We start from the raw sequence: 12984 nt of genomic DNA, 5'->3' as shown, positions 1-12984 counted from the left end.
TTATGACGACCAGTATACGTTTTCCATTTGAAAATATAGAGCTTCCGCTTGAAGAAAGGGTAACTGACCTTGTTTCACGTTTTACGCTGGATGAGAAAATTGAATCGATGGTTCAATACCAGCCTGAAATAAAGCGATTAGGCATAAAGTCGTACAAACATGGGACGGAAGCAGCTCACGGAATGGCGTGGTTAGGCGAAGCGACCACGTTCCCTCAGCCCATCGGGCTTGGCTGCACTTGGAATCCCGTGCTGCTGAAGGAAGTAGGCTCTGCAATCGGTGACGAAGCACGCGTTTACTTTCAGCGAAACCCGGCCATCAATGGCTTGACGCTGTGGGCGCCAACGGTGGATATGGAGCGAGATCCGCGCTGGGGCAGGACAGAAGAGGCTTATGGAGAAGATCCTAAGCTGACAGGTGAGCTAACAGCCTCGCTGGTGCAGGGCATTCAAGGCGATCACCCGCTGTACTTTAAAGCGGTAGCGACCTTGAAGCATTTTATCGGCAATAACAATGAAATCAATCGCGGCAGCTGCTCGGCAAGCATCGATCCGCGCAACATGAAGGAATATTATCAAGCTGCGTTCAAGCCTGCTTTCGTCAAGGGCGGCGCTCATTCGATGATGACCTCGTACAACTCGGTTAATGGCACGCCTACTATTTTGCACGAGGATGTAAACAAAGTAGTGAAAGAGGAATGGGGCATGAACGGCTTCATCGTCAGCGATGCAGGAGATTTGCTTGGTATCGTCAATGATCATCACTATTATGATTCCTATAAAGAGGCAGTCGCATATTCCATCAAAGCAGGCATCGACAGCATAACGGATGATAAAGAAAAATCATGCGCGGCTATTCGCGAAGCTTTGTCAGAAGGGCTGTTGTCTGAGCAGGATTTGGATAAAGCACTCATTAACACCTTCCGTGTACGTTTCCGTTTGGGAGAGTTCGATCCCGCTGAGCGGAATCCTTACGCGGATATGCCGGAATCGAAACTATGTGCGCCGGAGCATGGACAATTGTCGCTGCGGGCTGCAAAAGAGTCGATTGTTTTGCTCAAAAATGAGAACAAAACGTTGCCGTTGAATAAAGAAAAGCTAAGCCGTGTAGCAGTTATCGGGCCGCTTGCCGACGTTGTATACCGAGACTGGTACTCTGGTTCATTGCCATACAAAGTAACACCACTCGAAGGCATCAAGAGCAAGCTTGCCGGCAAAGAAGTAACATTCAGCAGCGGCAATGATCGCGTTCGATTGAAATCAGCTGCGAATGGAAAAGCATTGCGCGCATCCACAGACCATGCAAACCGCCTGCAAGCGACTGATTTGGATGAGGAAGGCGATACATTTGAGGTGACGGATTGGGGCTGGGGCAGTTATACGCTAGAGAGCATGGATTCCGGCAAGCTGCTTACAAGCGCAGATGATGTCAATATTGCAGCTGCTGCAAGCGAAGCTTTTGGCTGGTATGTGAAGGAAGTGTTCAAGTTTGATGAGCAATCTGATGAGAAATTTGCCATACGAACTTGGAACGGCAAGCTGGTCACTGCCCCTAATGGCGGCGCAGATTCCCTTCAAGTTACGGAATCAGCCGAAATTGGAGCAAACGAGCTGTTCACTAAAGATGTCATCACGAACGGAATTGCAGAAGCGGCAGCTGCTGCTAAAGCAGCGGAAACGGCAATCGTTTTCGTAGGCAATAATCCGCTTATTAACGGTAAGGAAGAAATCGATCGTCCAAGCCTTGACCTTGCCGCTTCGCAAAATGAATTAATTAGCGCGGTATTCGCTGCTAATCCAAACACGGTCGTCGTAGTTATTGGAAGTTACCCATTTGCACTTAATAAGGTAAATGAGCAAGTTCCTGCGATTGTTTATTTATCACATGCGGGTCAAGAGCTGGGCAATGCCATTGCTGACGTTCTATTCGGTGATTATTCCCCGGCTGGACGACTGAATATGACTTGGTACAAATCAGAAGAGCAGTTAACCGATCTAATGGATTATGATATTTTGAAAGGGAAACGAACGTATCTTTATTTCGATGGCGAACCGTTGTATCCATTTGGTTATGGTCTCAGCTACGGTTCATTCCGATACGGTCCGCTTGAGATTACGAATAACGCTGCGTGTATGAACGGCAGTGTAACGGTGGAGCTGCAGGTTACGAATGAGAGCGACATCGCAGCGGATGAGGTTATCCAATTGTATGTTCGAGTGGAGGGCTCAAGGGTACAGCGTCCGCTTAAGAAGCTGGTTGGCTTCACGCGGATTTCATTCGAGCCTGGAGAGACGAAGCAAGTAGAGCTTGTAGTTCCAGCAGAAGAGCTTGCTATTTGGGATGTAACACGGGACCGTTTCTGCCTTGAATCAGCGGTTTATACGTTTGCAGCTGGTGCCTCCTCTGCACATCTCCTTGCGGAGGGTACAATAACAATCGCAGGCGAGACCATTCCACCACGTCAGTTATCCTTGCAGACGCGCGCGGAAAACTATGATGATTATGCGCATGTTTATTTGGATGAGAGCAAGGAAGGCGGAACGGCAGTCCGTTTATCGCAAGCAGAGGGCTGGATCAAATTTAATGATGTTGATTGGTCAAGCGGCCCAAGTGTATTTGAAGCTCGCGTTTGCGGCGGCGCTCAAGGCGGAGAGTTGTCTATTCAGATGATCAGCCCAGCCGCTGTTTTTAGAGGCTCATGCTCGGTTGAGACAAGCGGTGAGCAAGAATGGCAAACGATTCGTATTGATCTGCCAAGCTGCAAGCTGAGAGGCGATCTGATAATTGGTTTGACGGAAAGTGTGAAGCTGAGCTTCTTCCGCTTTCAATAATAAGAGCAACTTCATACGGAGCTGTCTTCATGTGCTGTATAGCGCTTGTTGCAGCTCCGTTTTTGCGGTTATGGTTGCTTTTTATGTAATGCAGCTTTATTCTTTAAATGAACAATGAGCATCGACAGAGGAGCTAGTCCATATGGCAAACGACATTGAAATCAACTTGTATAAAGATTGGATAAATACAGTGAAAGAAATCTTCCGGGGGTCAGGACATCCTTTGCCTGAATCCATTAGCGATCGGGAGGCAGCATTGGCTTACTTCTCGCAGACTGCACAATCGGAAGAGGAAGCAGCGCAGCAGGCGGATGCGAATGAAGAACGCCTTGCCTCGCTGCAGCAGACGATCATCGATCATTTTGAAACGGTTATTGTGCCGGATATTCGCAGCAGAACAAATTATGCAGGTGATCGTTTTGCTTTCAAATGGTTGTACAACAAAGGCGAGCATATCGTTGAAGAGCACTCATCCTATCGAATTCCGCTCTCTTAAGAGCGGGATTTTTGCATCGTATAGGCAGCGCTTCCATTTTGTCTAATTTTCATATGATAAAATATTGAATTAGTGATGTAGGCACGGTAGATTACCAGCATTATAATGTAGATGCCTTAAAATTTTACGCAAAAAAGTAAACGCTTACCTCAGCCGATACTAACGAATGAAGTTTGCTGCGCAAAGCTTTAAGGAGGAGCCGTTTGTATGAAAAAGAGCATTCGAACTATGGGGCAAAGAATGAACAATATTCGAATCAAAAAGAAACTTATTATTTCTTTTATTCTCGTTGTTTTTGTACCGGTGCTTATCGTAGGCATTTTTCTTACCGTCGCTTTTAGGCAAAATGTACTTGATCAAGCGACCCAGCAAATTACGAATAACGTCGAGCGAATTAAGAAGCAGACCTTGGATATTATACGCATGCCAATCGAAATTTCCGACAAGCTGCTGGTCGATAGCAGGTTAACGAACGTCGTCAACACGCAATACAGCTCCACGTTTGATGTCGTTAAGGCGTTTTGGGATTACCGTGATTTTAAAGATTACATTCAACTATACAGTGAGATCTACAATATACGCTTTTATACGACGAATATGACGATACTCGACAATTGGGAGTTTCTGAAAGTTACGGATCCCATTGCGGAAACAGACTGGTATAAGTCAGCAATGGAGCGCGACGGCATTCACTGGGAATACATTAAGGATGAAACCAAAAATAACCGCCGTTATTTGAGTCTGATTCGAAAGATCACGTTCCCAACGTACCGGACAAGCGGTGTACTAGTGATAGGCGTGAATCAGGATGAGCTTAATGCGATGATCAGCCAAGAGCCGTTTGACACGATGATTATTGATGACAATGGTTATATGATTGCAGCGAAAAACCCCGAATGGGTAGGTAAAAATATTTCTGAATTAGACTTTGCCAGTAAACTGACGAATAAAGCAGCAGGCACCTATGAATTCAAATACGATGGAAAACCTTCGAAAATTGTTATCGAGGATCTTCAGCCTGAATCAAGCTTTAATCGGTTGAAAATCGTCTCGGTATTTACAATTGATAGTATTGTAAGTGGAGCTAATCGCATAAGCTTGCTTGGGCTAGGCATTATTTTGCTAAGCTTAGTTATAGCCTTCGTTATGATTTATATTTTTTCTGCGATTATATCGAAGCGGATGCTGGTCCTTAATAAAGATTTGAACAAAGTAGCGATGGGAGATTTGAACGTTATTTCGCATGTGACAGGCAATGACGAGATTGGCATCCTGTCCAAGCAATTCAACAACATGGTCGTTAGTATTCGCGGCTTAATGGATGAGGTAGCGGAATCGCATAAACAGCAGGCACAGCTGCAGCTTAGACAGAAGGAAATTAAACTGAAAATGATGGCTAGCCAAATTAATCCTCATTTTTTGTTTAACGCGCTTGAATCGATTCGAATGAAAGCTCATATCAAAGGAGAGACAGAGATTTCTTCAATCGTTCGTATGCTTGGTAAAATGATTCGTCGAAATTTAGAAATAGGCGCGCGCAAAATTGCATTAAAGGATGAACTCGAAATGGTGCGCTGCTATTTGGAAATTCAAAAATTCAGATACGGCAACGATCGATTGACGTTTCGTCTCGATATCGATGCGAACGGTCAGGAGATCGAAATTCCGCCGCTTATTATTCAGCCTCTCATCGAGAATGCTGTTGTGCATGGTCTTGAAAATGTTGCTGAGGGCGGATTCGTATGGTTAAAGACAGAGGTCAGTGATCATATGCTTCGGGTTGAGGTATCCGATAATGGCGTAGGAATCAGCGATGCAAAGATTAATGAAATCAACGAATCACTGCATGATATGGAAGAAGAGGAAGAATACCGAATCGGGCTGCGCAATGTCCATCAGCGGCTGGTCATGATCTATGGGGACGGATATGGCTTGACACTGACGAGCGAGCTTGGAGCGGGTACACGCATTACTTTTGAAATTCCAATAGGGGGTCATTCGCTTGCATAAAGTGCTCATTGTAGACGATGAACCGATGATTCGAGAAGGACTGCAAACATTAGTTGATTGGAGCAAATACGGCTTTGCCGTCGCAGGGACAGCAGCAAGTGGACGCGAGGCAGTCGAGAAGCACGGCGTGCTGAGTCCTGATTTGATTCTGATAGATATCCGCATGCCTGGCATGGATGGTCTTCAAGCGATTGAGGAAATAAGGAAAACAGACAATTGCTGTCATTTTTTAATTTTGAGCGGCTATGCGGAGTTCAATTATGCTAAGCAAGCGATCGCGCATAATGTGGATGGATATATTTTAAAGCCGATCGATGAAGATGAGCTGGAGAGCTATGTCGAACGTGTCTCTGCACAGCTACAAAGTCAGTCGGAGCAGCGTCAAAATACAGAGCAATCGACTGCTTTACTGCGTGAGGAGATGCTGTATCAGCTCTCAAGCGGGAAGCTAGATGCAACTACGGCTAACAGCCACGAGCTGAAAACTTTATTGGGTGAGCCGGCGAAATATTACCAGCTGATGTTGATCGAGCTCTATAGCAGGGAGCATTCCCTTACGCTGAATGCAACGCTTAAGAAGAAGCTGACCGACATTGTTGAAGAGAAGCAAATCGGCTGGGTTTTTTCTGCCGAGCCTTATATTGGGGTATTGCTTAAAGATTATATGCTTCAAAATGGCTCGCGCGAGCAAATGAAGCTGTGGATCGAGGAATGCTGCGGAACGAAGGTGAGATTTGCAGCTGCGGCAAGCGAACCCGTTCGTGAACCCACGGAGCTGCAAAAATGGTCCATGCCCATTCACGACTTATTGAAGCAGCGGTTCATGCTGCAAGGACAGTTCATCCATATGGCGTCTTTAGCCGAGGAGAGACAGCAGGCGGAGGCTGAGCCTAGCAATCAATTATCAATTGATAGCCTTGCTCAAAAGCTTTATTATATGCTGGATATCGGGAGCAAAGAGGGAATGGAAAAAGCGCTGCAGGAGGCGTCAAAGCAAATTATCGCTTTTGATTGTTCCGAGCCGTTCGTCAAATCGAGCTGGGCGCAGCTTCTCACGATTGTACTTAATAAAGCGGCCTTGTCTAATCCGCAGCTATCGCTTCATGAGGATCTGTCGATGATTACCGCCTTGTATCTTGCCCATCATTATGAGGAAATGATTGCGCAGCTGCAAACCCGTCTATCGGAGCTGGCGATGAAAACCTCGAAATCAGACAGCTTGTCGGTCATGAAACAAATGACTGATTTTATTGAACGTCATTATAGTGAAAATATTAAGCTGGAAACGCTGGCTGATCTATTTAATTACAATAGCGGCTATTTAGGTAAAATGTTCAAAAACTATACGGGTGAGCATTTCAACACTTATTTGGATCAAGTGCGAATACAGCATGCCATTGAGCTGCTGCAGGAGGGGCTGAAGGTTCATCAGGTGTCGGAACGGGTCGGATATGCGAATGTTGATTATTTCCATAGCAAATTTAAAAAGTATAAAGGAGTATCTCCCTCATCCTTTAAAAGTATTTCTGGTAGAACGGCTTTGGAATAGGAAGCTGTTGTTCCTATAATCTTTTTATACTTACAAACATCTATTTCACAGGACTGATAGAGTCGCTGGCGAGCTAGATGTTTTTTTTTATTTTTATGTAACCAATGGTTATGAAAGCGCTTGAAAGAACGTATTTTCATATGATTTTAGGTCTAATTATATGGGTGCCGGAGGATAGGTTCTATCGTTTATGATAAGTACAGATAAGAGAGGGTAAGCTACTCACCACATAAGGTAGCTTGCGAAGACGTTTTTGCACGAAGCAGAAACAGTAGGAGGAGCAGCTATGAAACCGCTAACAGATAGTCCTAAGCAGTTAAGGGCGACAAACAAAAGGAATCGATTTTGGTTCAAAGCCATTCAGCAGCGTTACTTGTACATGATGTCGCTGCCGTTCGTCATCTGGATCTTCCTATTCAGCTATGTGCCGGTATGGGGCTGGTTGACCGCATTTCAGAATTATAAGCCAAAAAACGGGATATTGAATCAAAAATGGGTAGGTCTTGATAATTTCATAGAGCTGTTTCAAGACGAAAGATTTTATATCGTTTTGCGAAACACGCTGGCCATGAGTACGATGGGGCTTATCGTAGGGTTTACGATTCCAGTTATTTTTGCGCTATTGCTTAATGAAATAAGAGGGCAGTTCTTTAAGCGCTCTGTACAAACCATTTCATATTTGCCGCACTTTGTATCTTGGGTTGTTGTTGCGGGGCTTGTAACGAAGATGCTGTCAACAGACGGCGGTGCGATTAATCAATTATTGATGTTTCTTAACATCATTGATACGCCGATTCAGTTTATGGCCAAGGGCGAATGGTTCTGGAGTGTCGTGACCTTATCGGATTTGTGGAAGGAAATGGGCTGGAATTCCATCATCTTTTTAGCTGCGATGGCGGGAATAGATCCTGAGCTTTATGAAGCATCGACTGTCGATGGGGCAGGAAGATTCCGCAAAATGTGGCATATTACATTACCGGGAATTAGAACAACCTTTATGGTGCTATTCATTTTATCGATCGGGCATTTAATCAGCATTGGCTTTGAGAAACAGTTTTTGTTAGGAAATCCTCTTGTATCCGATTTTTCAGAAGTGCTCGATCTGTATGCGCTGAAGTACGGTATTCAAATGAGCCGATATTCGTATGGTACGGCAATCGGTATCTTTAACTCCGTCGTCAGCATCCTATTAGTGTTTATCGCGAACGGAATTTACAAACGAGTCACCAAAGAATCAATCATATAGGAGGTGCGGTACATGCAAGGAGCTATGAGAAGAAGTACAAGCGATAAAGTTTTTGACACATGCATTTATGTATTCATGATCATCGTTGCTATCGTAACGTTGTATCCGTTCCTGAATGTACTAGCGATATCATTTAATGATTCGGTAGATACAGTAAGAGGCGGTTTAACTATATACCCTCGCGAATTTACACTCAAAAATTACGAGACGATTTTCGGCTTTGAGGGACTGCTTGTAGGCTTCAAAAACTCGGTTATTCGTACCGTTTTGGGAACGCTCATTGGGGTGTTGTCGGCATCCATGATGGCTTACACTTTAAGTCGTCCAGACTTCCAAGCAAGAAGATGGATGTCCGTTGTATTCGCACTCACGATGTATTTCTCAGGCGGTCTCATTCCAGGGTTTCTGCTTATGAAAAACTTAGGTTTGATTGGTACGTTTTCGGTTTACATCATTCCTGCTATTTTGAGCGTTTGGAACGTGTTCATCGTCCGCTCTTATATTGACGGGCTTCCGTATGCACTCCAAGAATCAGCCAAAATTGATGGGGCAAATGATTGGACTATATTTTGGAAGGTTATCCTTCCGCTTTGTCAGCCTGTACTCGCTACAATTGCTTTGTATATTGCTGTTGGACACTGGAACGCTTGGTTTGATACTTACTTGTTCAATAATAGGAGTCCAGAGAATACGACACTGCAGTATGAGCTGATGAAGGTGCTGCTATCCACGCAAACGGGCAGTAATTACCGTGATCCTAATGCGCAGCAAACGCTGGCGTCGGTTTCACCGGAATCTATCAAGATGGCGATTACGATCGTCGTTACGGTACCGATTTTGCTAGTGTATCCTTTCCTTCAGAAGTATTTTGTCAAAGGCATGACGCTTGGCGCAGTAAAAAGTTAATATTGGTAATAGCAGGTTTCCTGTTATATACACGAGCATGATGAACGAGAAAAAGGGAGGCTTTCAAGCAATGAAAAGAAAAATGCAAATGGCTTTAAGCTTGGTATTGGCACTAGTATTCGTATTTGTCACGGCATGCGGCAATTCGAATAATGAAGGCGGCAAAAATAAAGAAACGAACGCGCCGGGCAATTCCGCGAATTCACCAACAAATGCAGCAGAGCCGGAGAAGGGTGATCCGATTACGATTCGTATCGCTTCTGGCGACGCGAACCCGAGTTGGGATGATATGAAGTCGGATATAGGGCAATTTATTGTAGATAAAACAGGCATTACGATTAAGCAAGAGTTCCCTGTCGGCGGCAGTGACACAGATATGTTTGCCCTTATGGTAGCAAGCGACGAGTTTCCCGATATGGTTATGCCAAAAGGCAGCGCAGGCAAATTGGTTGATGCTGGCGCACTGATCGATCTTCGACCTTTGATTGAGGAGCACGCACCAAACTTGAAAAAGATTTACGGCGAATACTTTAACCGTCTTCGTTGGAGTAAAGATGACGACGCGATTTATGTGCTTCCCCAAGACGGCGTAGGGCAAACCTACTTCGAAGCTGGCGGCGGTTTCCAATTGCAGCACCAAGTGCTTGAAGCTGCAGGTTATCCGGAAATCAAAACGGTACAAGACTATGAAGCTGCAATTAAAGCTTATATTGAGAAGAACCCTAAAACAGCTGATGGCCAGCCGACAATCGGCATGTCGCTTAACGGCGGCGAATGGCAAATTCTAATTTCAGTTACAAACCCGGCTTTCTATGCAACAGGCGCTCCAGATGATGGCGAGTTTTTCGTTAATCAAGACACACATGAAGCGATCATGCATTACCAGCGTCCTGAGGAAAGAGAGTATTTCCGTTGGTTGAACCATATGAACGATATCGGTTTGCTTGATAAAGAAAGCTTCGTTCAAAAATACGATCAATATAAATCAAAAATTGCTTCCGGCCGTGTGCTTGGACTGATTGACCAAAACTGGGATTATGGCGAAGCAGAAAACGCTTTGAAAGCAGCTGGCAATTTTAAATCAACTTACGCTCGTTTTCCTGTAACGCTGAATGATACATTCCAAGATCACTCTTTCCAAGGCACAGGTTATCTATCTGGTTATGGAATTGGAATTACAAAGGATGCAAAAGATCCAGTACGCTTAATCAAATTCCTTGATTACCTTGCATCTGATGAAGGTCAAGTATTAGTTAACTGGGGTATTGAAGGCAAGCATTACAATGTAGAAGGCGGAAAACGTGTTATTCCTGCAGATGTTCAAGCTCAAAAATCAAATGACGGCAATACATTCAAGAAAACGACAGGTATTGGCAACTACTTGATTTCTGCTCGCTACGGCGATGGCGTGAAGGATCCTTCTGGAAACTACTATACGACGACATTCCCAGAGCAAATTCAAACGGCTTATTCTGAAGAAGACAAGAAGACGCTAGCGAAATACAATGCGAAAACCTACAGAGACCTATGGCCTGCTGACGATGCATTCCCAGTTCGCAAATACGGCGCAGCTTGGACACTTCCGTTCGAGACGGGCTCGCAAGCAAACGTTATTTTCCAAAAAACACAAGATATTATGAAAAAACGTATCCCTGAAGCGATTCTTGCTAAACCAGCAGACTTCGATAAAATCTATGATGCATTTCTAAAAGATCTTGATGATGCAGGTGTAGCAAAATTGAATGCTGAATTTACAAAAATGGTGCAGGATCGTGTGGAACTTTGGTCGAAATAAGACTCAAAGTGAATTGGCAGGGAGAGGGCTCATCTAATGAGCTCTCTCCCTTGCTGTTAATTAACATAAACTGAAGGGAGAATGAAATAGAAATGATAAACGAGAAACTTCCGAAAATATGGTACGGCGGAGATTATAATCCGGAGCAGTGGGATGATGAGACGATGACAGAGGATCTTCGCATGTTTAAGCTCGCGAACATTGATGTCGCAACGGTTAACGTTTTTTCTTGGGCGCGGATTCAACCAAGTGAAGAAACCTATGATTTCACTGAGCTGGATAACATAATAAACAGACTTCATGGCGACCAAATCGCTGTTTGCCTTGCTACAAGTACGGGGGCTCATCCGGCATGGATGGCGAAGAGATACCCGGATGTCACTCGTGTCGATTATGAGGGCCGCAAACGTAAATTTGGAGGACGCCACAACTCCTGTCCGAGCAGCCAAACCTACCGGCAGCATTCGGGACGCATAGCTGGGAAGCTGGCAGAGCGTTATAAGGATCACCCTGCGATTGTCGCTTGGCATATTTCGAATGAATATGGCGGCTACTGTTATTGCGATAACTGCGCCGACGCTTTCCGAATATGGCTGAAAAAGCGTTATCACACGATTGAACAATTGAATAAGGTTTGGTATACAAATTTCTGGGGCCATACTTTTTATGACTGGGATGAAATTGAACCGCCTAATGCGCTTAGCGAGGAATGGGGCGGCAATCGAACCAACTTCCAAAGCATATCGCTTGATTACCGCAGATTTCAATCGGATGCTCTGCTTGATTGTTATTTAATTGAACACGAAGAAATTCGCAAGCATTCGCCTAACATTCAAATTACGACAAATATGATGGGAACTTACCCTGAGCTTGATTATTTCAAGTGGGCAAAACATTTGGATGTCATCTCGTGGGACAATTACCCGTCGATCGACACTCCCGTAAGCTATACAGCAATGACGCACTCGCTTATGCGCGGTTTGAAAAGTGGACAGCCCTTTATGCTGATGGAGCAAACGCCGAGCCAGCAGAACTGGCAAGCCTACAACGCCTTGAAGCGCCCTGGCGTCATGCGGCTTTGGAGCTATCAGGCAGTAGCGCATGGCGCGGATACCGTCATGTTCTTCCAGCTGCGCCGCTCGATCGGAGCATGCGAGAAATATCATGGCGCTGTCATTGAGCATGTGGGCCATGAGCATACGCGCGTGTTTCGTGAGTGCGCGGAGCTTGGCCATGAACTGACGAAGCTTTCAGATAAGCTGCTTGATTCGCGAATTGATGCAAAGGCAGCCATCGTATTTGACTGGGAAAACCGCTGGGCAGTAGAGCTATCCAGCGGACCTAGCGTAGCTTTAAAATATGTGGATGAGGTTCATAAGTATTACGATGCCTTGTTTGAATTGAATGTACAAACCGATATGATCAGCATTGAAGAAAATTTCGAGCAGTATGATCTCGTCATTGCACCGGTTATGTATATGATTAAACCGGGTTTTGCGGAGAAGGTTGAAGCGTTCGTGGAACGCGGCGGCACCTTCATTACGACTTTTTTTAGCGGCATCGTTAATGAAAATGATCTCGTAACTACGGGCGGCTATCCAGGCAAGCTGCGCAAGGTTCTCGGCATTTGGGCGGAGGAGATCGACGCGCTGCTGCCGGGCCAACACAACCAGATGGTGATGAAAAAAGTTGACGGGGCTCTCAGCGGCACTTATACATGCAGTCTGCTATGTGATTTAATCCATTCTGAAGGCGCTGAGGTTGTTGCTGAGTACGGCTCGGATTTCTACAAAGGCATGCCAGCGGTTACCGTCAATAAATATGGCAGCGGGGAAGCATGGTATATAGCTTCCAGTCCTGATAAAGAGTTTCTGCAGTCGTTGCTCACGAACTTATGCAAGGACAAAGGGATTGAGCCTATCTTGTCCGTACCTACAGGGGTCGAGGTGACACGCAGAAATAAAGATGGGAAATTCTTTACTTTTATTTTGAACCATAACTCCGAGCCTTCTGAGCTTCAGCTTGGCGCTCAGCAGCGAACAGAGCTTCTCACGGGTGAGATTGTCAGCGGCGCTTACAGCTTATCTGCTAAAGGCGTTATGATTATTGAACAATAAAACATTTGCCTATTGAAATCGTTATTGAAATGAC

General features: G+C 45.0%; 7 protein-coding genes and 1 pseudogene. All 8 read left to right on the top strand.

Features of this window, described 5'->3' with window-relative positions; genetic code table 11:
* Nucleotides 1-2 precede the first annotated feature (2 nt).
* On the top strand, nucleotides 3-2831 hold the full coding sequence (locus BK120_RS24280) for a glycoside hydrolase family 3 C-terminal domain-containing protein (RefSeq protein ID WP_076270086.1): 2829 nt from the start codon (nucleotides 3-5) through the stop codon (nucleotides 2829-2831).
* Nucleotides 2832-2973: 142 nt separating this feature from the next.
* On the top strand, nucleotides 2974-3327 hold the full coding sequence (locus BK120_RS24275) for a hypothetical protein (protein ID WP_076270085.1): 354 nt from the start codon (nucleotides 2974-2976) through the stop codon (nucleotides 3325-3327).
* Between the two features lie 207 nt (nucleotides 3328-3534).
* Entirely contained in the window at nucleotides 3535-5337 is a 1803-nt protein-coding gene (locus BK120_RS24270) for a cache domain-containing sensor histidine kinase (RefSeq protein ID WP_076270084.1), read from the top strand.
* Nucleotide 5338: 1 nt separating this feature from the next.
* On the top strand, nucleotides 5339-6886 hold the full coding sequence (locus BK120_RS24265) for a response regulator transcription factor (protein ID WP_256711011.1): 1548 nt from the start codon (nucleotides 5339-5341) through the stop codon (nucleotides 6884-6886).
* Between the two features lie 286 nt (nucleotides 6887-7172).
* Complete coding sequence (locus BK120_RS24260; protein WP_076270082.1) at nucleotides 7173-8132, top strand: ABC transporter permease; 960 nt, start codon at nucleotides 7173-7175, stop codon at nucleotides 8130-8132.
* A gap of 12 nt (nucleotides 8133-8144) precedes the next feature.
* Complete coding sequence (locus BK120_RS24255; protein ID WP_076270081.1) at nucleotides 8145-9038, top strand: carbohydrate ABC transporter permease; 894 nt, start codon at nucleotides 8145-8147, stop codon at nucleotides 9036-9038.
* Between the two features lie 37 nt (nucleotides 9039-9075).
* Nucleotides 9076-10272: pseudogene (locus BK120_RS24250) on the top strand (extracellular solute-binding protein); the annotation flags it as partial.
* Between the two features lie 653 nt (nucleotides 10273-10925).
* Nucleotides 10926-12950, top strand: a complete 2025-nt coding sequence (locus tag BK120_RS24245) for a beta-galactosidase (RefSeq protein WP_076270079.1) — start codon at nucleotides 10926-10928, stop codon at nucleotides 12948-12950.
* Nucleotides 12951-12984 lie beyond the last annotated feature (34 nt).

The sequence above is a fragment of the Paenibacillus sp. FSL A5-0031 genome, assembly GCF_001956295.1.
Taxonomy (GTDB): domain Bacteria; phylum Bacillota; class Bacilli; order Paenibacillales; family Paenibacillaceae; genus Pristimantibacillus.
This window is presented reverse-complemented; position numbering and strand designations above follow the sequence as displayed.

Excerpts from the sequence above, each read along its gene's own strand:
- BK120_RS24280 (WP_076270086.1), top strand. The coding sequence starts at position 3 with ATGACGACCAGTATACGTTTTCCATTTGAAAATATAGAGCTTCCGCTT.
- BK120_RS24275 (WP_076270085.1), top strand. The coding sequence starts at position 2,974 with ATGGCAAACGACATTGAAATCAACTTGTATAAAGATTGGATAAATACA.
- BK120_RS24270 (WP_076270084.1), top strand. The coding sequence starts at position 3,535 with ATGAAAAAGAGCATTCGAACTATGGGGCAAAGAATGAACAATATTCGA.
- BK120_RS24260 (WP_076270082.1), top strand. The coding sequence starts at position 7,173 with ATGAAACCGCTAACAGATAGTCCTAAGCAGTTAAGGGCGACAAACAAA.
- BK120_RS24255 (WP_076270081.1), top strand. The coding sequence starts at position 8,145 with ATGCAAGGAGCTATGAGAAGAAGTACAAGCGATAAAGTTTTTGACACA.
- BK120_RS24245 (WP_076270079.1), top strand. The coding sequence starts at position 10,926 with ATGATAAACGAGAAACTTCCGAAAATATGGTACGGCGGAGATTATAAT.